At 67.9% G+C, this 18,708-nt stretch carries 17 protein-coding genes and 2 tRNA genes; 8 read left to right on the top strand and 11 right to left on the bottom strand.

What is annotated here, in order from left to right:
* Positions 1–29 precede the first annotated feature (29 nt).
* Genes E5A74_RS05530 through E5A74_RS05515 form a run of 4 tightly spaced genes read left to right on the top strand, consistent with a single transcriptional unit; the run spans position 30 to position 3,708 of the window.
* Positions 30–1,115, top strand: coding sequence for a Zn-dependent alcohol dehydrogenase (locus tag E5A74_RS05530; protein WP_135983278.1), 1,086 nt, complete (start codon positions 30–32; stop codon positions 1,113–1,115).
* Positions 1,112–2,128 (top strand): phosphotransferase family protein, encoded by a 1,017-nt coding sequence (locus E5A74_RS05525; RefSeq protein ID WP_135983277.1) that lies wholly within the window; start codon positions 1,112–1,114, stop codon positions 2,126–2,128. Before E5A74_RS05530 ends, E5A74_RS05525 begins: the two co-directional genes overlap by 4 nt.
* Positions 2,129–2,140: 12 nt before the next feature.
* Positions 2,141–2,938 carry an SDR family NAD(P)-dependent oxidoreductase gene (locus E5A74_RS05520; RefSeq protein WP_135983276.1) on the top strand — a complete coding sequence of 266 codons (798 nt, stop codon included), beginning with the start codon at positions 2,141–2,143 and terminating at the stop codon, positions 2,936–2,938.
* A gap of 56 nt (positions 2,939–2,994) precedes the next feature.
* A complete protein-coding gene (locus E5A74_RS05515; protein WP_135983275.1) occupies positions 2,995–3,708 on the top strand; it encodes a TonB-dependent receptor in 714 nt (237 codons plus the stop codon).
* A 21-nt stretch (positions 3,709–3,729) separates the two neighbouring features.
* Here E5A74_RS05515 and E5A74_RS05510 read toward each other — a convergent pair whose 3' ends face one another.
* The 7 genes from E5A74_RS05510 to E5A74_RS05480 all read right to left on the bottom strand — a co-directional run bounded on the left by E5A74_RS05510 (position 3,730) and on the right by E5A74_RS05480 (position 12,321).
* Positions 3,730–4,374: a hypothetical protein gene (locus E5A74_RS05510; protein ID WP_135983274.1), complete on the bottom strand. Its 645-nt coding sequence runs from the start codon at positions 4,372–4,374 to the stop codon at positions 3,730–3,732.
* A gap of 90 nt (positions 4,375–4,464) precedes the next feature.
* On the bottom strand, positions 4,465–5,358 hold the full coding sequence (locus tag E5A74_RS05505; RefSeq protein ID WP_135983273.1) for a PhzF family phenazine biosynthesis protein: 894 nt from the start codon (positions 5,356–5,358) through the stop codon (positions 4,465–4,467).
* Between the two features lie 16 nt (positions 5,359–5,374).
* On the bottom strand, positions 5,375–6,259 hold the full coding sequence (locus E5A74_RS05500) for an acyl-CoA thioesterase (RefSeq protein WP_135983272.1): 885 nt from the start codon (positions 6,257–6,259) through the stop codon (positions 5,375–5,377).
* A 147-nt stretch (positions 6,260–6,406) separates the two neighbouring features.
* Positions 6,407–7,510, bottom strand: a complete 1,104-nt coding sequence (locus tag E5A74_RS05495; protein ID WP_135983271.1) for an acyl-CoA dehydrogenase family protein — start codon at positions 7,508–7,510, stop codon at positions 6,407–6,409.
* A gap of 160 nt (positions 7,511–7,670) precedes the next feature.
* Positions 7,671–8,828: an acyl-CoA dehydrogenase family protein gene (locus tag E5A74_RS05490; protein ID WP_135983270.1), complete on the bottom strand. Its 1,158-nt coding sequence runs from the start codon at positions 8,826–8,828 to the stop codon at positions 7,671–7,673.
* Between the two features lie 146 nt (positions 8,829–8,974).
* A complete protein-coding gene (locus E5A74_RS05485; protein ID WP_135983269.1) occupies positions 8,975–11,002 on the bottom strand; it encodes a 3-hydroxyacyl-CoA dehydrogenase NAD-binding domain-containing protein in 2,028 nt (675 codons plus the stop codon).
* 101 nt (positions 11,003–11,103) lie between these two features.
* A complete protein-coding gene (locus tag E5A74_RS05480) occupies positions 11,104–12,321 on the bottom strand; it encodes a serine hydrolase domain-containing protein (RefSeq protein ID WP_240699675.1) in 1,218 nt (405 codons plus the stop codon).
* 213 nt (positions 12,322–12,534) lie between these two features.
* On the opposite strand from E5A74_RS05480, the gene E5A74_RS05475 reads away from it, so the two are divergent.
* A complete protein-coding gene (locus E5A74_RS05475) occupies positions 12,535–14,238 on the top strand; it encodes a class I adenylate-forming enzyme family protein (protein WP_135983722.1) in 1,704 nt (567 codons plus the stop codon).
* Positions 14,239–14,363: 125 nt separating this feature from the next.
* Here the strand turns inward: E5A74_RS05475 and E5A74_RS05470 are convergent, their stop codons facing one another.
* Entirely contained in the window at positions 14,364–14,651 is a 288-nt protein-coding gene (locus E5A74_RS05470) for a GIY-YIG nuclease family protein (RefSeq protein WP_135983267.1), read from the bottom strand.
* An 8-nt stretch (positions 14,652–14,659) separates the two neighbouring features.
* Complete coding sequence (locus E5A74_RS05465) at positions 14,660–16,165, bottom strand: FGGY family carbohydrate kinase (RefSeq protein ID WP_135983266.1); 1,506 nt, start codon at positions 16,163–16,165, stop codon at positions 14,660–14,662.
* 220 nt (positions 16,166–16,385) lie between these two features.
* Between E5A74_RS05465 and E5A74_RS05460 the strand changes: the two genes are divergently transcribed.
* The 3 genes from E5A74_RS05460 to E5A74_RS05450 all read left to right on the top strand — a co-directional run bounded on the left by E5A74_RS05460 (position 16,386) and on the right by E5A74_RS05450 (position 17,770).
* Positions 16,386–17,492 carry an AI-2E family transporter gene (locus tag E5A74_RS05460; protein ID WP_240699722.1) on the top strand — a complete coding sequence of 369 codons (1,107 nt, stop codon included), beginning with the start codon at positions 16,386–16,388 and terminating at the stop codon, positions 17,490–17,492.
* A gap of 44 nt (positions 17,493–17,536) precedes the next feature.
* A tRNA-Asp gene (locus E5A74_RS05455) sits at positions 17,537–17,613 on the top strand.
* An 80-nt stretch (positions 17,614–17,693) separates the two neighbouring features.
* A tRNA-Asp gene (locus E5A74_RS05450) sits at positions 17,694–17,770 on the top strand.
* A 35-nt stretch (positions 17,771–17,805) separates the two neighbouring features.
* On the opposite strand, the gene E5A74_RS05445 is transcribed toward E5A74_RS05450, so the two are convergent.
* Together E5A74_RS05445 and E5A74_RS05440 are read right to left on the bottom strand one after the other, a co-directional pair.
* Positions 17,806–18,024: a DUF2842 domain-containing protein gene (locus E5A74_RS05445; RefSeq protein WP_240699674.1), complete on the bottom strand. Its 219-nt coding sequence runs from the start codon at positions 18,022–18,024 to the stop codon at positions 17,806–17,808.
* Positions 18,021–18,575 (bottom strand): 5-formyltetrahydrofolate cyclo-ligase, encoded by a 555-nt coding sequence (locus E5A74_RS05440; RefSeq protein WP_166745658.1) that lies wholly within the window; start codon positions 18,573–18,575, stop codon positions 18,021–18,023. Before E5A74_RS05440 ends, E5A74_RS05445 begins: the two co-directional genes overlap by 4 nt.
* Between the last annotated feature and the right edge of the window lie 133 nt (positions 18,576–18,708).

The following is an 18,708-nucleotide window of genomic DNA, read 5'->3' as shown; positions in this document are numbered from 1 at the left end:
GACGACAAAAAAGCGACTACGGAGCAGAGATGAAAGCAGCAGTCCTTTTCGAAGCCGGCAAGCCGCTGGAGATCACCGAGGTGCGGGTGGACAAACCCGGGCCGCGCGAGGTGCTGATCCGCACCGTGGCGTGCGGGGTGTGCCGTTCGGACCTGCATTTCGTCGACGGGGCCTTCCCGCATCCGATGCCGACGGTGCCGGGGCACGAGGCGGCGGGCGTCGTCGAGGCGGTGGGCTCGGATGTCGCGCATTTGAAGCCCGGCGATCACGTCATCACCTTCTTCACGGTGTTCTGCGGATCGTGCGAGATGTGCGTCACCGGGCGGCCGTCCCTGTGCATCGATCCGTCGACGCGGCGCCCGGCGGATGCCGAGCCGCGGCTGCGGCTCGCCGACGGCACACCGCTGGCGCCTTTCCTCAACCTCTCCGCCTTTGCCGAGCTGATGCTGGTGCATGAGAATGCCTGTGTCGCGATCGACAAGGCGATGCCGCTCGACCGCGCGGCGCTGCTCGGCTGCGCGGTGATCACCGGCGCGGGGGCGATCTTCAACGACAGCCGGGTGCGTGCCGGCGAGAGCGTCGCGGTGATCGGCGCGGGCGGGATCGGGCTCGCGGCGATCAACGCTGCCAAGATCGCCGGCGCGGGGCAGATCCTCGCGATCGATCCGATGCCCGAGAAGCGCGAGCTGGCGATGAAGCTCGGCGCGACCGAGACGCTCGACCCGGGATCGGCGACGATCGTCAAGGACGTGCTCAAGCGCACCGAGGGCGGGGTGCATTACGCGATCGAGGCGGTCGGCCGGCCTAACACCGCCGAGCTCGCCTGGAACATCCTGCGCCGCGGGGGCACCGCGACGATCCTCGGGATGATCGCGCCGGGCGGCAATGTCAGCCTGCCCGGGCCGACCTTCCTCACCGGCAGGAAGATCCAGGGCTCGCTGCTGGGGAGCACGCGCTTCCCGATCGACATGCCGCGGCTGGTGCGGATGTATCTCGACGGGCTGCTCGATCTCGACACGATGGTCGCCGAGCGGATCCGGCTCGAGGACGTCAACGATGCGATGGCGAAGCTGCGCGACGGGCACAGCGTGCGCTCGGTGATCCAGTTCGCATGAGCGACCTCGACGAAGCGCGGCTGGGGAAATGGCTGGCGGCGAACGTCGCCGGCTTCGCGGGGCCGTTCACGGTGGCGAAATTCCCCGGCGGGCAGAGCAATCCGACCTATCGGATCGACGCGGGGGGCCGCGCCTGGGTGCTGCGGCGCAAGCCCTTCGGCCCGATCCTGCCCTCGGCGCATGCGGTCGAGCGCGAATATCGGCTGATCGCGGCGCTGCATCCCACCGGCTTCCCGGTCGCGCGGCCGTTCGGGCTGTGCGAGGACCCCGACGTCCTCGGCGCGCCGTTCTACGTGATGGAGATGGTGGCGGGGCGGACCTTCTGGGACGGCGCGCTGCCGGACATGGCGCCGGCCGGGCGAACCGCGGTGTACGAGGCGATCGTCGACACGCTCGCGGCGCTGCATTCGGTGGATTACGCGGCGATCGGGCTCGGCGATTACGGCAAGCCGGGCAATTATTTCGAGCGGCAGGTGGCGCGCTGGTCGAAGCAATATCGGATGAGCCAGACCGACGACATGCCCGAGGTCGAGCGGCTGATCGAATGGCTGCCGCGCACCGTGCCGGCGCAGACGCGGACCAGCATCGTCCATGGCGATTTCCGCATCGACAACATGATCTTCGCGCCCGAGGCGCCGGAAGTGCGCGCGGTGCTCGACTGGGAGCTGTCGACGCTCGGCGATCCGCTCGCCGACTTCTCCTATTTCCTGATGAGCTGGGTGACCGCGCCCGAAGGGCGTTCGGGGGTGGAGGGGCTGACCGGGCCCGAGACCGGGATCCCGACGATCGAGGCGGTCGTGGCGCGCTATTGCGCGGCGACCGGGCGCGACGGGGTGCCCGATCTCAACTGGTATTTCGCGTACAACCTGTTCCGCCTCACCGGCATCGTGCAGGGGATCAAGAAGCGGATCATCGACGGCAACGCGTCGAGCGCCGAGGCGGCGAAGACGGTGGAGCGGCTGCCGGGGCTGGCGGCCGCCGCCTGGGGGTTCGCGGAGAAGGCCGGGGCATAGGGAGAAGGCGGCATGCGGTTCAGGGACAAGGTCGTCATCGTCACCGGCGCGGGCTCGGGGATCGGGCGCGCGACGGCGCAGGCATTCGCCGCCGAGGGGGCGCGCGTCGTCGCGGCGGATATGTCAGGGCAGGTCTACGCGACCGTCGAAGGACTCGACAATGCGATCGCGGTTTCGATGGATGCCGGCAAGGAGAGCGACGTAGAAGCGCTTGTTGCCACGGCGTGCGAAGCGTTCGGCGGCGTGGACATATTCTTCGCCAATGCCGGAATCTCGGGCGGCGCGGCAGGGATCTTCGACAGCAGCGTCGAACTGTGGACCGAAGTGCTGCGGGTCAACCTGATCGGGCCGGCGCTGGCGATCAAGCATGCCGGGCCGAAGATCGTCGAGCGCGCAAAGCAAACCGGGGGTGGTGCGATCCTGTGCACCGCGAGCGTTGCGGGGCTGCGCTCGGGTGCGGGCGGGCCGGCCTATTCGGCGAGCAAGGCGGGAGTGATCAATCTCGTCCAGAGCGCCGCGCAGCAGCTCGCCACCTCGAACGTGCGGGTCAACGCGATCTGCCCGGGGCTGATCGAGACGGGGATGACCCAGCGCGCGTTCGATTATGCCCGCGAGGTCGGCAAGGAGCACAAGCTCGGCCAGCTCAACCCGCTGCGCCGCGCCGGGGTGCCCGACGAGATCGCGCAGGTGGCGCTGTTCCTCGCCAGCGATGCGGCGAGCTATGTCAACGGCCAGGCCTGGGTGGTCGATGGCGGGCTCTCGTCGAGCCATCCGGTGACGCGGCAGGAATTCGGCAAGCCCGCCTTCTGATTGACTTGGGCCCGGTTGCGCGACAGCCTTCCGTCGAAACGCTTGGGGGGAATGCCATGTCGATGCCGCGCCGGATCCTGTTCGCCTGCCTGACGCTGCTGCCGACGCCGGCGCTGGCGCAGGATTTCAGCCAGGCCGAGGTCGTCGTGACCGGGGCGCGGCGCGAGACCGACGGCTTCGACGAGAGCCGCCCCGTGGTCGGGCTGCGCCGCGCCGCCGATTTCGCGATCCTGCCCGTGACCGTCACCGGCGACACGCGCGATCAGGAAAAGCGGCGCGGCGAGATCCTCGCCATGGTGAAGAGCGCGATCGAAGTCGCGGCGCGGTTCGGAGTCGAGCTCGCGATGGGCGACGAAGTGGTCGAGCCGCTGACTGCCGCCAACTACCGTAACCTCGGCTTCACCACCGATAATCGCCCCGATACGGACCGCACCAGCTTCCTCGCCAAGGTGCGCATCGGGGCGGGCGTCGACGGCGCCGTCGCCCGCGATCGGATCAGCCGCTTCGTCAAGGCGGTGCCCGTGGTGGGACGCGCCGAGATCAGCGGCAGCGACGAGCTCACGCTATCGCTGGTCGGCCCCGACAAGTTCCGCGGCGAGATACTCGACATCATCGCCGCGGACGCCAAGGCGGTCTCGGGGCGGCTCGGGCCCGATTACGGCGTCGAGATCAAGGGGCTCGACCGCCCGGTCGAATGGTCGCGCGCCGGGCTGACCGAGGTGTTCCTCTACGTGCCGTACAACATGGTGGTGCGGCCCAAGGGCAATTAGCGCAGCCGGCGACGGCGCGCGTCAGCCGGCGAGCTTCATGCCGAGCGCGAAGGCGCCGGCCAGCGCGCCGCCGAGCGTGACGAGCGCGGTCCAGAGCTGCGCGGGCTTGAGCGCCGCGATCAACTGGCCGACCGACATCTTCGCGGGATCGAGCGCGGCTGCGGGCTCCGCGGCGGCCGGCTCCGGCTGCGCGACGAGGCGCGCGCGCCAATCGTTGAGCAGACCGCCGAACGCGGGGCCGTTCAATTCCGCCGGATCGATCGCCAGCTCGTGGACATACCAGTCATTGCCCTTTTCGAGCAGACCGTCGCAACGCAGGCTCTCGTCGACGAGCACGAGGAGCGGCAGGTGGCGGCTATAGGCCATCGCCGCCTCGATCTGGTTCCACGCGGTCGGGAAGCGCACCGGCCCCAGCGGCTTCTCCTTCGCCGAGCCCGGCCGCTCGAGCCCCGCGTCGAAGCGATAGCGCTCGAGCGCGATCACCACGGTGCCGGCGCAGCGCCTCATCAGATGGACGACGGCCTGAAGCGGCGCTTCGGTGCTGAAGGTGTTCCGCCCGATCGTGCAGGGCACGAGACCGATGGCGCGCAGCCGGTTCTCCACGGCATCGACGAACGCTTCCTGCTCGGGACTGAGGCCGGTCGCCACGCTGACAAAGACGTTCATCGCACCTCCATTTGCCCGGGCCGGCATATCTGCCGGAGCATGCAGACGCGGCGCGGATCGCGCAATCGATTTGGCGGAAGCGGGCGGCGGCTAGAGCGTCGCCGCGCCGCGCAGCACGGGGACGCAGCTGCCGCCGACGCTGGCGCGGATGCCGTTCGCGGCGCGCCATGCCCGGAGGCGAAGCGTGCTGGGCCGGCCCATCTCGACTCCCTGGGTAACGTCGAAACGCGCTTCGTCGCCGCCGAGGATCGACAGCAGCAAGGCCGCGAGCGTGGCGTTGGCGCTGCCCGTCGCCGGGTCTTCCCAAGTGCCCGAGAGCGGCGAGAACATGCGCGCGCGGATGCTGTTGCCGTCGCGGGCATAGAGGAAGATCGACAGCCGATCGCCCGCACCGAGATGCGCCTCGGCGACGCGGCGATAGGTGGCGATATCGGGAAGCGCGCGGGCGAGCGCGTCGTGCGTGACTTCGACGAGAGTGAAATCGACGCCGACGCTGGCGCGGGTCGGGATGTGCGTGGTGGTGACGAGGTCGGCGGGCACGAGCCCGATGCATGGCGCGATCGCCGCCACCGGCAGTGTGCCGAGGACGGTGAGCGGCTGCGGCGCGTCGATCTCGGCGCCGACGGCATTGCCTGTGGCGTCGCGCGCGATGCGGATCTCGACGAGCCCGGCGATCTCCTCGAAGCGCAGCACGTCGCCGGCTTCGGGACGCAGCCCGGCAAGGACATAGCCGGTGCCGACATTGGGATGGCCGGCGAAGGGCATCTCGGCGGTGCGATGGAAGATGCGGACGCGCGCGGTGTTGGCCGGGTCGGCGGGCGGCAGCACGAAGGTCGTCTCGCTATAGTTCATCTCGGCGGCGAGCGACTGCATCTCGGCGTCGCGCAGCCCCTCGGCGGCGGTGAACACCGCGAGCGGATTGCCGCCGAAGCGGGTGTCGGTGAACACGTCGAGCGTGACATAGGGGAAGCTGCGCGTCGTCATGCGACGCTCTTTGCCGCTACTCGCGGTCGTTGCGCAAGCGGATCAGACCTTCCTGGGTTACGCTGGCGACGAGGCGGCCGTCGCGCGCGTAGATCTTGCCGCGATTGAACCCGCGCGAATGCCCGGACCATGGACTGTCGGTGGTGTAGAGCAGCCATTCGTCGAAGCGGAACGGCTCGTGCAGCCAGATCGCATGATCGAGGCTCGCGGTCTGGACGTCGCCGGTCATCCAGCTGACGCCGTGGGGGAGCAGGCAGGTGCCGAGCAGGGTCATGTCGCTGGCATAGGCCAGCATCGCGCGGTGGAGCGCGAGATCGTCGGGCAAGGGCGCGATGACGCGAAACCAACTGTGCTGGTGCGGCTCGATCTTGTCCGGCGCGAACCAGTTGCGCGGATTGACCGGGCGGATCTCGATCGGGCGGGCGCGCAGGAAGAAGCGGCGGAACTTGTCCGGAACCTGATCGCGGATCTGCTCGCGCAGCTCGCGTTCGGACCTGAGCGAGTCCGGATCGGGGACGTCGGGCATCGCGTCCTGATGGTGCAGGCCTTCGGACGGCGTCTGGAAGCTCGCCGTCATGTTGAGGATCGGCTGGCCCTTCTGCATCGCGATGACGCGGCGATTGGCGAAGCTGCGGCCTTCGAAATCGCGGACGACGCGGAAGATGATCGGGTGGTTCTCGTCGCCGGGGCGCATGAAATAGGCGTGGAGCGAGTGGGCGGTCTTGTCGCCTTCCACCGAGCGCTGCGCGGCCTGGAGCGCCTGCGCGATGACCTGCCCGCCGAACACGCGGCCGACGCCGCCGGGGAGGCGGGGGCCGCGATACAGGTCGGTGTCGATCTCCTCGACGTCGAGGAGGGTGGTGAGCTGGGCTACGAGCTCGGCTGGGGTGGGTTCAGGCATGATTTTCCCGCAAACCGTCATCCCCGCGAAGGCGGGGACCCATCTCCGGAATGTGCCACGTGCATAACAGCTGTTGTATCTCGTTGCTTCTGCACGAGATGGGCCCCCGCTTTCGCGGGGGTGACGGCACGAGATGTAGGGACGCCATCAATATCCCGCCGCCTGCGCCAGCGCATCGGCGTGGAAATTACTGTCGCCGAACAGCTCGGCGAGGACTCGGGCGCGCTTCATGTAGAAGCCGATATCATATTCGTCGGTCATCCCGATGCCGCCATGCATCTGGATGCCCTCCTGCACCGCGAGCGTAGTGGCGAGGCTGGTCATTGCCTTGGCGACCGAGACGGCGTCGGTGGCGCGCTCGTCGCCCGCGTCGAGCAGTTGCTGCGCCTTGAGCACGGCAGCGCGGGCGACTTCCATCTCGCTGTAGAGATGCGCGGCGCGGTGCTGGAGGGCCTGGAAGCTGCCGATAACCGCGCCGAACTGCTTGCGCTCCTTGAGATAGGACACGGTCATGTCCATCGCGCCGCCGCCGACGCCGAGCAATTCGGCCGAGGCGCCGGTGCGGCCCGCGGCGAGCAGGCGGGCGAGGGGGGCCTGATCGACTTCGCCGACCACCGCATCGGCATCGACTTCGACGCCGTCGAAGGTGATGCGCGCGGCGAGGCTGGCATCGGCGAGGCGCTGCGGATCGGCGGTGAGGCCCTTGGTGTCGGTGGGGACGGCGAAGAGCGTGGTGCCGTGCCCGGTCGCGGCGGCGACGAGGAGCAGATCGGCGACATGGCCGTGGGTGACGAACTGCTTGGCGCCGGTGAGGCGGAAGCCGTTGCCCGAACGCTCGGCCTTCATTTCGATGCGGCCGTCATGCTTGGCGCGTTCGTCGATCGCGAGCGCGGCGACGGTCTCGCCGGCGAGAATGCCGGGGAACCAGCGCGCGGCGTGGGGCGTGCCCTTGAGCGCCTCGACCGCGGCGACGGCGGTGGTGAGGAAGGGCGAGGGCGAGAGGTTGCGGCCGATCTCCTCGAGCACGACGCCCGCCTCGACATGGCCGAGGCCGAGGCCGTTGTCGGACTCGGGGATCAGAATGCCGGTTAGGCCGAGCTCGGCGAACTGCTTCCACAGATCGCGCGAGAAGCCGGTGGCGTCGTTCGCATCGCGCAAGGCGCGCATGTGGCTTACGGGCGCGTGCTCGGCGACGAAGTCCTTCGCGGTGTCGCGGAGCATCTGCTGTTCGTCGGTGAGGTAGAGGGGCATTTTCTTCTTCTCTCTTCTGCTCCCTCTCCCGCTTTCGCGGGAGAGGTCGGGTGAGGGCCTTCTTCTTTGGCGCGGGCAAGAAGAAGACCCTCACCGCTGCGACTAGGCAGCAAGCTGCCAAGTCTCGCTCCTCTCCCGCGAAAGCGGGAGAGGGTTTATGTCAGCTCGGCAAATCCAATATCCGCTTGGCGATGATGTTAAGCTGGATCTCGCTCGTGCCACCTTCGATCGAATTGGCTTTGGTGCGCAGCCAGGCGCGGGGTGCGGCGCCGTGGTTCGACGCCTCGCTTTCCCATTCGAGGCTGTCCGAGCCGCCCGCGGCCATGGTCAGCTCGTGGCGGGCCTTGTTCAGTTCGGTGCCGTAATATTTCATCATTGAGGGCTGGGCGGGGTGCGCGCGGCCGGCCTTCAATTCGTCGATGAAGCGCTCGGACATCGCCTTGAACGCCTGCGAGCGCACCTGGAACAGGGCGATCTGGGCGCGGAGGATCGGATCGACGCCCTTGCGCGCCGCGTCGATCATCGGATCGCCAGCGGGGCCGCCGAGACCCATGCCCGAGATCATCTCGCGCTCATGGCCGAGCAGGTACTTGGCGACGTCCCAGCCCTTGTTCTCGTCATGGACGCGATTGGCCTTGGGGACCTTCACATTGTCGAAAAAGGTCTCGCAGAAGGGCGAATAGCCGCTGATCAGCAGGATTGGTTTGGTCGAGACGCCCTCGCTGGCCATGTCGAACAGCAAGAAGCTGATCCCGCCCTGCTTGCTGGTCTTGTCGGTGCGGACGAGGCAGAAGATCCAGTCGGCCTGGTCGGCGTACGACGTCCAGACCTTCTGGCCGTTGACGATATAATGGTCGCCGGCATCCTCGGCGCTGGTCTGGAGCCCGGCGAGGTCGGAGCCGGCATTGGGCTCGCTATAGCCTTGGCACCAGCGGATCTCGCCGCGGGCGATCCTGGGCAGATGCTCGAGTTTCTGCGCTTCGGTGCCGTATTTCAGCAAGGCCGGCCCGAGCATCGAGATGCCGAAGCTGTTGAGCGGGTTGCGGCATTTGAGCCGCGCCATTTCCTCGCGGAGGATCTTGGTCTCGGCCGGGCTGAGGCCACCGCCGCCATAGGCTGCGGGCCAGTCGGGCACGGTCCAGCCGCGTGCGCCCATCCGGTCCATCCAGATTTTCTGGTCGGGATGCGCGAATTGCGGGTTGCGGCCGCCCCAGGTGGCGTCCTTCTCGCCGCGCATCGGGGTGCGCATGGTCTCCGGGCAATTGGCTTCGAGCCATGCGCGGGTCTCGGCGCGGAAGGTTTCCAGATCCTCTGCCATTCTTCTCTCCATTCCTCCCCCGGAGGGGGAGGGGGACCGCGAAGCGGTGGAGGGGTAGTCTCCGCGGGCTTTGCCGCTTGTGGTGCGCTACCCCTCCGTCAGCCTTCGGCTGCCACCTCCCCCTCCGGGGGAGGATTTGGGTCACTTCACTTGTTGAACTTCTCGCCCTTTTCCGCCTTTTCGCGGAGCAAGGGGGCGACTTCGAAGCCGTATTTCTCGAGGCCGGCGACGATCTTGGCGAGGCCCTCGGTGTCGGCCCAGAACATCGGGCCGCCGCGGTACGGGGGCCAGCCATAGCCATAGACCCAGACGACATCGATGTCGCTCGCGCGCTGCGCCATGCCCTCGGCGAGGATCAGCGCGCCTTCGTTGACCATGGTGTAGAGCGTGCGGACGACGATCTCCTCCTCGGTCACTTCGTGCTGCGGAACGTTGAGCTTGCCTCGCCATTCCGCGATCAGCTCGGCGACGCGCGGGCTGTTCGAAGGCGTGCGCTTCTCGTCATAGTCGTAGAAGCCGGCGCTCTTCTTCTGGCCCCAGCGGCCTTCGGCGGCGAGCGCGTCGCGGATGTTCTCGATGCGGTTGGGGTCGCGGTGCCAGCCGATGTCGACGCCGGCGAGGTCGGCCATCTGGAACGGGCCCATCGGCATGCCGAAGCCGACATGGACCTTGTCGATCTGCTCGGGCGTGGCGCCTTCGAGCAGCATCTTGTTGGCCTCGACCTGGCGCGGCATCAGCATGCGATTGCCGATGAAGCCGTAGCAGACGCCCGCGATCACGGCGACTTTCCTGATCTTCTTCGAGACCGCCATCGCGGTGGCGAGCACGTCGTCGGCGGTCTTGGCGCCGCGGACGATCTCGAGCAGCTTCATCACGTTCGCCGGCGAGAAGAAATGCAGGCCGAGCACGTCCTGCGGGCGGCTGGTGACCGCGGCGATCTCGTCGATGTTCAGATACGAGGTGTTCGAGGCGAGGATCGCGCCCGGCTTGGCGATCTTGTCGAGCTTGCCGAAAATGTCCTTCTTGACGTCCATATTCTCGTAGACCGCCTCGATGATCAGGTCGCACTCGGCGAGATCATCGAAATTGAGGCTGGCCTTGAGCAGCCCCATCGCGCCTTCGACCTGCTCGGCGGTCATCCGGCCCTTGGCGGCGGTCGCCTCGTAATTCTTGCGGATCACGCCGGTGCCGCGATCGAGCGCGTCCTGCGCCATCTCGACGATGGTCACCGGCACGCCGGCGGTGAGGAAGTTCATCGAGATGCCGCCGCCCATCGTGCCGGCGCCGATCACGCCGACGCGCTTGATGTCGCGGAGCTGCACGTCCTCGGCGATGCCGTCGATCTTCGCGGCCTTGCGCTCGGCGAAGAAGATGTGGCGGAGCGCGGCGGACTGGGTGCCCATGATCAGCTTCATGAAGCCCATGCGCTCGGCCTGGACGCCCTCGGCATAGGGCTTGCCGGCGGTCTGCTCGATCAGGTCGACGATCGCGGTGGGGGCGTCCATGCCGCGGAAGCGCTTCGCGTTGGCCTTGCGGAACGTCTCGAAGATCGCCGGATCGACGGTGACGGGACGCTCGCTGGAGCGCGAGACGGGCTTGCCGATGACTTCGTTGGCGAACGCCACCGCGTCGGCGAGAAGGTTGCCTTCGTTGGCGAGGCGATCGACGAGGCCGGCCGCCTTGGCCTGCTCGGCCGAGATCGGATCGCCCTTGGTGGCGAGCTCGAGCGCGGTCTCGACTCCCGCGACGCGCGGCATGCGCTGGGTGCCGCCGGCACCGGGCAGGATGCCGAGCTTGACTTCGGGCAGGCCGAACTTCGCGCTAGGGACGGCGATGCGATAGTGCGAGGCGAGGGCGACTTCGCAGCCGCCGCCCAATGCAGTGCCGTGGACCGCGGCGATCACCGGCTTGTCGAGCGCCTCGATCTGATCGACCAGCACCGGCAGCGACGGCTCCTGCATCGCCTTGCCGAATTCGGTGATGTCGGCGCCGGCGAAGAAGGTCTTGCCCGCGGCGATGATGACGACGGCCTTGATGCTGTCGTCGTTCTTCGCTTCCTCGATCCCGGCCTGCAGCCCCTGACGGACCGCGGCGCCGAGCGCATTCACCGGCGGATTGTCCGAGGTGAGGATCAGGACGTCGCCCTGGCGGCTGGTGGTGATGGGGGAAGTCATTTCATTCTCCGTTCGAGTGCTCCTGCGAAAGCAGGAGCCCAGGGTTTAGGACCGGGCCGCTTGTGGCCCTGGGCTCCTGCTTTCGCGGGAGCACGATGGGGTCATGTCAAAGCCGAATAGATCATCGTCTTGAGCTCGCGGCGGATCGGGTAGCGCATCGAGGGGGTGAGCTGGGTCATGAACACCATGTGGATACGCTCGACCGGGTCGACGAAGAACGCCGTCGAGAACATCCCGCCCCAATAATATTCGCCCACCGAGCCGGGCATCAGCGTGCGCGCGACATCGGTGGTGACCGCGAAGCCGAGCCCGAAGCCGACGCCGGCATTGGTGGTCTCGCTGAACAGCGCTTTCGACATGGTCGCGAGGTCCGAACCGCCGGGGAGGTGGTTCATCGTCATCAATTCGATCGTCTTGGGGCTGACGAGGCGGACGCCGTCGAGCTCACCGCCGTTCAGGCAGAAGCTGCAGAAACGGTGATAGTCGAGCGCGGTCGAGACGAGCCCGCCGCCGCCCGAGACGAGCCTGGGGAAAAGCGACCAGGCCGAGGCTTCGCCGCGATCGTACAGCACGCGCTGGCCGGTCTTCTCGTCGAGCGCCCAGCAATCCGACAGGCGGTGGAGCTTATCGGCGGGCACCTGAAAGAAGGTGTCGGCCATGCCGAGCGGCTCGAAGATGCGCGTCGCGAAGAAGCTTTCGAGCGGCATGCCCGCGACACGCTCGACCACGGCGCCGAGCACGTCGGTCGACACCGAATAATTCCATTCGGTGCCCGGCGAGAATTCGAGCGGGAGCTTGCCGAGCGCGGCGATGAATTCGTCGAGCGTCAGATTGCCGTGCCAGTTCTCGATCTTCGAATCGCGATAGGCGGCATCGACCGGGGTGCGGTTCTGGAAACTGTAGGTCAGGCCCGAGGTGTGGCGGAGCAAGTCGACCATCCGCATCGGCTCGGCGGTCGGCGTGGTCGTGAAGGGCGCGCCCTCGCCGCCGCCGGCATAGACGCCGAGCCCCTTGAGCTCGGGCAGCACGTGATGAACGGGCGTGTCGAGCGAGACCCTGGCCTCCTCGGCCAGCATCATGAAGGCGAGGCTGGTGATCGGCTTGGTCATCGAGGCGATGCGGAACAAGGTGCCCTCGTCGACCGGGGCGCCGCCCTCGCGGGCCGCGCCCTGATGCGAGAAATGGACGATCTCGCCGTCGCGGGCGATCAGCAGCTGGACGTGCGGAAGCTTGCCCGAGTCGAGATAGCGTTCGCTGACGAACGCATCGATCCGCGCGAGCCGCGAGGCGTCGAATCCGTAGCGTCCGGACCGTGTCATGTGCATCTCGGGCTACATACCTCTCGTTCGAATCCGGTCGGCCGCGCCATATCCGCGACGCGCTTCCCCTATTGCCTTGAGCGCGACACGAATCAACACTAACGTTGCTTTCGGTTGGGTTGTTATGCCCAAACCCAATGTTCAGAAAATCATATCGAGAGGTGTTGCTTGGTCCCCGATCCGATCGTTCCGCTCGACCCCGACTGGCCCAGGATGTCGCTGGAGCAGACCAAGGCACTGCTCACCGCGCCGGGCGCGAAGTTTGAGATGGAGTCGGTCGACATTCGCGGGGTGCCGACGCGCGTGTGGAAGAACGCGCCGCCGTCGCTGCGGTTGCTCGCGCAGATGGTGCGCGCCTATGGGCCGCGGCTGTTCACGATCTACGAGGACGAGCGGGTCAGCTTCGAGGCCAATTACCGGGCGACCGCGCACATCGCGCGCCAGCTGACCGAGATGGGGGTGCAGAAGGGCGACCGCGTCGCGCTGGCGATGCGCAACCTGCCCGAATGGCCGGCGATCTTCTTCGCCGGGGTGAGCATCGGCGCGATCATGGTGCCGCTCAACGCGTGGTGGACCGGCGGCGAGCTCGAATATGCGCTCAAGGATTCGGCCGCGAAGGTGCTGATCGTCGACGGCGAGCGTCACGAGCGGCTCAAGCAATGCTATGATCAGCTGCCCGATCTCGCGCAGGTGATCGTGAGCCGCGCGAAGGGTGCGCTCGAGCTGCCGGCGCTGGCGCTCGAATCGCTGATCGGAACGCCCAACGAATGGGGCGCGCTCGACGATGTCGGTTTCCCCGAGGCCGAAGTGGCGCCCGACGACGATGCGACGATCTTCTACACCAGCGGCACCACCGGCAATCCCAAGGGCGCGCTGGGCACCCACCGCAACTTCGTCACCAACATCATGTCGAGCGGCTATGTCGCGGCGCGCACGATGCTCCGGCGCGGCGAGGTGCCGCCGGCGGTGCCCGACCCCAAGGTGATGCTGCTCGTCATCCCGCTGTTCCACGTCACCGCCTGCTCGGCGGCGATGATGGGCGCGGTCGCGGCGGGATCGACATTGATCTTCATGCGCAAATGGGACCCCGAGCTGGCGATGGGGATCATCGAGCGCGAGAAGGTCAACGCCACCGGCGGCGTGCCGACGATCGCGTGGCAGTTGCTCGAGCATCCGGCCCGGGCGAACTACGACCTGTCGAGCCTCGAGAACATCTCCTATGGCGGCGCGCCCTCGGCGCCCGAGCTGGTCAAGCGGATCTACGAGGAGTTCGGCGCGCTGCCGGGCAATGGCTGGGGGATGACCGAGACCACCGCGACGGTGACGACGCATTCGGGCGAGGATTATCTGAGCCGGCCGACCAGCGCGGGCCCCCCTGTCGCCACGGCGGACCTGCAGATCCGCTCGGTCGAAGGTGATCGCGAATTGGCGGTGGGCGAGGTCGGCGAGCTCTGGGCGCGCGGGCCGATGATCGTGAAGGGCTATTGGAACAAGCCCGAGGCGACCGCGGCGACCTTTGTCGACGGCTGGGTGCGCACCGGCGATCTCGCGCGGCTCGACGAGGACGGCTTCCTCTACATCGTCGACCGGGCCAAGGACATCGTCATCCGCGGCGGCGAGAACATCTATTCGAGCGAAGTCGAGGACGTGCTCTACGCGCATCCGGCGGTGACCGACTGCGCGCTGGTCGGCATGCCGCACAAGATCCTTGGCGAGGAGCCGGTCGCGGTGGTCCATCTCGCACCGGGAACCAGCGCGAGCGAGGCCGAGCTGCAGGATTGGGTGCGCGCGCGGCTCGCGGCGTTCAAGGTGCCGGTGAAGGTGCGCTTCGCCAAGGACGTGCTGCCGCGCAACGCGCAGGGCAAGATATTGAAGACCGAGCTGCGTGGGCTCTTTGCGGGAGAGGCAGCGGCCTAGCCCGCTCTATCGTCACCCCCGCGAAAGCGGGGGCCCATCGCCTGCAGTCGCCGCGAATATCGCGGGGGTGTGAAAGCAAAGCGCAGGAAATGGGTCCCCGCTTTCGCCGGGATGACGGTTGATGACTATTTGTTGAGGTCGAACCAGAGATCGCGCCATTCGGGGTTCGACTTTTCGATGAGCGCGATTTTCCAGGCGCGATTCCACTTCTTGATCCGCTTCTCGCGGATGATCGCATTCTCGATATCGTCGTGCCGCTCCACGTAGACGAGACGAAGGATCCTGTGTTTCGCGGTGAAGCGGCTGCCGGTGCCTTCGCGATGTTGCCATGTACGCTGTGCGATATCCGCAGTGACTCCAGTGTAGAGCGCGCCGTTTTTGCGGTTGGTCACGATATAGACATAGCCGCCCATGCTTGCGGCTAGTCCGGGAGATGGGCCCCCGCTTTCGCGGGGGTGACGATGTTCTGGACGGCTTGAGTCCAGCCGGCAAGCCGGGTCTGGCGCGCCCCGGCGGAGAGTTTGGGCTCGAAGGTTGTGCCGGGACCCCGCATCGCCGCGGCTTCCCCGAGCCCGCCGAACAGCCCGCATCCCACCCCCGCGAGCATCGCCGCGCCGAGCGCGGTGGTTTCGGCGAAATCGGGGCGGTCGACGGGGAGGGCGAGCATGTCGGCGAGGTCCTGCGCCATCCAGTCGTTGGTCACCATGCCGCCGTCGACGCGCAGCCGCGCCCAATCGGCACCATCGGCGGCGAACGCGGTCTCGAGGTCGTGGCTCTGATGCGCCATCGCCTCGAGGGCGGCGCGGACGATGTGCGCGCGGGTGCTGGCGAAGCTGAGACCCGAGAGCGCGGCGCGGGCGTCGGGCTCCCACCACGGCGCGCCGAGGCCCGACAGCGCGGGGACGAGGTAGACGCCGCCATTGTCGGGCACCGAGCGCGCGAGCGCCTCGGTCTCGGGAGCGGTGTCGATCAGCCCGACCGAATCGCGCAGCCACTGAATCAGGCTGCCGGCGACGAACACCGAGCCTTCGATCGCATAGGTGCGGCGGCCGCCCAATTGCCAGAGCACCGTGGCGAGCAGGCGGTGCTTCGAGGAGGGCGGGACGGTGCCGGCATTGGTGAGGACGAAGGCGCCTGTGCCATAGGTCGCCTTGGTGTCACCCTTGGCGAAACAGGCTTGGCCGACCGTCGCCGCCTGTTGATCGCCCGCGAGGCCGCAGATCGGGATCTCGCCGCCGAACAGGCGGGTCGTGCCGAAGCGCCCGGCGCAGTCGACGATCTCGGGCAGGGCGCTCCGCGGCGCCGAGAACATGTCGAGCAGCCCATCGCTCCAGCCGCCGCTGCCGAGGCCCATCAGCAGGGTGCGCGAGGCGTTGGTCGCGTCGGTGATGTGGAGGCCACCCCGATCCTCGCCGGCGGTGAGCTTCCACACCAGCCAGCTCTCGATCGTGCCGATCGCGAGCCGGTCGCCGGCCTCGGCGAGCTGCGGCCAGTTGGCCATCGCCCAAGCGATCTTGGTGCCCGAGAAATAGGGATCGAGCAGCAGGCCGGTGCGTGCCTGCACCCCCGGCTCCTCGCCCGCCTCGCGCCATTGGCGGCACAGGGCGGCGCTGCGCCGGTCCTGCCAGACGATCGCGGGGGCAAGCGGCTCGCCGGTGATCTTGTCCCAGAAGACGATGGTCTCGCGCTGGTTGGTGATGCCGATCGCCGCGATCCGATCGGCGCCGCCGGCCTTGTCGACCATCGCGCGGGCGCAGGCGAGCGTGCGCTGCCAGATCTGGGCGGCGTCGTGCTCGACAAGGCCGGGGCCGGGATAGCTTTGGGTGAGTTCGGCGGCCCGGCTGCCGAGGCATTCGCCCGACGGCGCGAACAGCATCGCGCGGGTGGAGGTGGTGCCTTCGTCGAGGACCAGTAGCAATTCGCCCATCGCGGCAGACTGGCCGCGGATTGCGCCGCGCGCAACCGGCGTTGCTACCGCCCGCGCCGCCTCCTAGAAGCGGTACGAAGGAGAACGAAGGGTGGACGACGAGGTGCGGGCCATGGGCGGGGGCAGCGACGAGGACGGCGGCATTCCGCCGGCCGCGCCGCGCGAGCCCATCCTCGCGCCGGACTCGCTGCAGGACGGCGGGCTGCGGCGCGACCGGCTGATGGCGGCGCTGGCGCTGATGATCGGCGTCGGGCTGCTTTTCGCGATACCGTTCGCGCTGCGCGAAGGCTCACCCTTCTTCCTGCCGCTCACCGCGGCGCTGGTGATCGCGATCGCGCTGGTACCGATGCTCGAATGGCTCGAGCGCCACCGCATGCCGGCGCCGCTGGCGGCGTTCGTCTGCGTGCTGCTGTTCCTCAGCATCGCCAATATCGCGCTGGCCTCGATCGTGGTGCCGGCGTGGCAATGGATGCAGCGGCTGCCCGAGAGCATTCCCAAGATCCAGCACAATCTCGAGCCGCTGATCCGCTTCTATTCGCGGCTCGAGCGCTTCGTCGACAAGACGCTCAACAACTTCGCCTCGGCGCCGGTGCGCCAGCCCGAGACGATCGCAGTGTCGCCGCCGCGCTCGCTGCTCGACCTGTTCAGCACCTCGGCGCCTTCGGCGCTGCTCGAGATGTTCTTCGCGATCCTCGTGATCTATTTCTTCCTCTCGGGCTGGACGCGGCTGCGCCGCAACGCGATCACCCGGCGCGCGAGCTTCGGCGGCGCGATGGCGACCGCGCGGGTGATCCAGGACGTGGTCGACGACACTTCGGCCTATCTGGGCACGATCACGCTGATCAACGTGACGCTCGGCGCGATCGTCGCCGGCGCGCTGTGGGCGATCGGCATGCCGACGCCGCTGATGTGGGGCGGCATCGTCACCCTGCTCAACTACATCCCCTATATCGGCCCGGTCCTCTCGGCGTTGCTGCTCGCGGTGGGCGGGCTGATGAGTTTCGCCGACATCTGGTGGGCGCTGCTGCCCGCGGCGCTGATGATCGGCGCGCATCTGATCGAGGCCAATGTCGTCACGCCGCTGGTCGTCGGGCACCGGCTGACGATCAGCCCGATTCTCATCCTCGTCTCGCTGAGCTTCTGGGGCTGGGTGTGGGGCACGCCGGGCGCGCTGCTCGCGGTGCCGCTGCTGATCATCATCCAGACCGTGCTCAACGCCGCGGGCAAGCCCGACATCGCCGGATTCCTGTTCGAGCACGGCACGCTGGTGAGCCATCCCGGCGAGACGCACACCCATCGTCGACAAAGTCGCGACCAATCCGGTTGACACCCCCGAAAGCCGGGGTTAGTGGCCGCCTCCTCGCTTCGAGAGCGGGTGTAGCTCAGTTGGTTAGAGCGCCGGCCTGTCACGCCGGAGGTCGCGGGTTCGAGCCCCGTCACTCGCGCCACGCGGGATCCTTTCGGGGGTCTCCTGTGGTCGACCGAAGCGGTTTCCAAGATGCGGCATGCGTCGCCCCGCCTGGATCAAGCGGGTGTAGCTCAGTTGGTTAGAGCGCCGGCCTGTCACGCCGGAGGTCGCGGGTTCGAGCCCCGTCACTCGCGCCATGCCGTTCCCGGGAAGATGTGATCGATCGTCGCGCTCAGCGCTGCGGCGCGCGCCAGCGCCCCGTCTCCATCCAGCGCAGCAACGGCTTGAGCGGGGTGATCCAGACGATGCCCAGCGTGACGTAGAGCAGCGCCTGGACGAGGATCGGCAGCGCGCCGATCTGCGCCGAGAAGCTGGCGACCAGCACCACCCAGACCAGAATCAACAACAGGATCGCGAGCATGCCGACGGGCTTGCGCCAGCTCGGCTTCACTTCTCCTCGCGCCACAACATGCCCTCCTCGGTGATGATCGCGTGCAGCGGCACGTCCCAGATGTCGGCGGGGATAGCAGGAACCTCCTGCACCGACCACGCCACCCCGACGCGCCACGCCGATTCGTAGCGCGCGAAGGCGCGGTCGTAATGGCCGGCGCCCTGGCCGAGGCGATCGAGGCGGCGATCGAAGCCGACCAGCGGGGTGAGGATCACGTCGGGAACGACCTCGGGGCTCGACGGATCGGGCTGGCGCAGGCTGAACGGGCCGGCCACCAGCGGCGCGCCCAGCTCCCAGGCGAGGAAGCGGATCGGCGCGGCGCGGTCGACCACGAAGGGGAGGGCGAGCCGGCATCCTGCCGCGGCGGCGGCAGCGGCGAGCTGGGTCGGATCGGCCTCGCTGCCCACCGCGCAATAGGTCGCGACGATCATCCCCGGCTTCAGGCGCTCGACATAGGCTTCGGGCGCGACGATCGCGGTCGAGGACTGCGCCGCGAACAGGTCGCGATCGGCGCGCAGCTTCGCGCGGAGCGCGGGCTTGTCGATGATCATGCGGGAAGAATGCGGTGGCGGGACCGCCATGGCCGTTTGCCAGAATATCCTCTGACGCCCGTTACGTCAGGTGGGGACCATATGCGACAGACCAGGATCTGCACAGGGACAGCCCCCATGGATGATGAATAGC

It is taken from the genome of Sphingomonas naasensis, assembly GCF_004792695.1.
GTDB classification, from domain to species: domain Bacteria; phylum Pseudomonadota; class Alphaproteobacteria; order Sphingomonadales; family Sphingomonadaceae; genus Sphingomonas; species Sphingomonas naasensis.
Note: the sequence above shows the minus strand (reverse complement) of the source record. Positions and strands in the feature narration are given on the sequence as shown.

Excerpts from the sequence above, each read along its gene's own strand:
- E5A74_RS05530 (WP_135983278.1), top strand. The coding sequence starts at position 30 with ATGAAAGCAGCAGTCCTTTTCGAAGCCGGCAAGCCGCTGGAGATCACC.
- E5A74_RS05525 (WP_135983277.1), top strand. The coding sequence starts at position 1,112 with ATGAGCGACCTCGACGAAGCGCGGCTGGGGAAATGGCTGGCGGCGAAC.
- E5A74_RS05520 (WP_135983276.1), top strand. The coding sequence starts at position 2,141 with ATGCGGTTCAGGGACAAGGTCGTCATCGTCACCGGCGCGGGCTCGGGG.
- E5A74_RS05515 (WP_135983275.1), top strand. The coding sequence starts at position 2,995 with ATGTCGATGCCGCGCCGGATCCTGTTCGCCTGCCTGACGCTGCTGCCG.
- E5A74_RS05510 (WP_135983274.1), bottom strand. The coding sequence starts at position 4,374 with ATGAACGTCTTTGTCAGCGTGGCGACCGGCCTCAGTCCCGAGCAGGAA.
- E5A74_RS05505 (WP_135983273.1), bottom strand. The coding sequence starts at position 5,358 with ATGACGACGCGCAGCTTCCCCTATGTCACGCTCGACGTGTTCACCGAC.
- E5A74_RS05500 (WP_135983272.1), bottom strand. The coding sequence starts at position 6,259 with ATGCCTGAACCCACCCCAGCCGAGCTCGTAGCCCAGCTCACCACCCTC.
- E5A74_RS05495 (WP_135983271.1), bottom strand. The coding sequence starts at position 7,510 with ATGCCCCTCTACCTCACCGACGAACAGCAGATGCTCCGCGACACCGCG.
- E5A74_RS05490 (WP_135983270.1), bottom strand. The coding sequence starts at position 8,828 with ATGGCAGAGGATCTGGAAACCTTCCGCGCCGAGACCCGCGCATGGCTC.
- E5A74_RS05485 (WP_135983269.1), bottom strand. The coding sequence starts at position 11,002 with ATGACTTCCCCCATCACCACCAGCCGCCAGGGCGACGTCCTGATCCTC.
- E5A74_RS05480 (WP_240699675.1), bottom strand. The coding sequence starts at position 12,321 with ATGACACGGTCCGGACGCTACGGATTCGACGCCTCGCGGCTCGCGCGG.
- E5A74_RS05475 (WP_135983722.1), top strand. The coding sequence starts at position 12,535 with ATGTCGCTGGAGCAGACCAAGGCACTGCTCACCGCGCCGGGCGCGAAG.
- E5A74_RS05470 (WP_135983267.1), bottom strand. The coding sequence starts at position 14,651 with ATGGGCGGCTATGTCTATATCGTGACCAACCGCAAAAACGGCGCGCTC.
- E5A74_RS05465 (WP_135983266.1), bottom strand. The coding sequence starts at position 16,165 with ATGGGCGAATTGCTACTGGTCCTCGACGAAGGCACCACCTCCACCCGC.
- E5A74_RS05460 (WP_240699722.1), top strand. The coding sequence starts at position 16,386 with ATGGCGGCGCTGGCGCTGATGATCGGCGTCGGGCTGCTTTTCGCGATA.
- E5A74_RS05440 (WP_166745658.1), bottom strand. The coding sequence starts at position 18,575 with ATGATCATCGACAAGCCCGCGCTCCGCGCGAAGCTGCGCGCCGATCGC.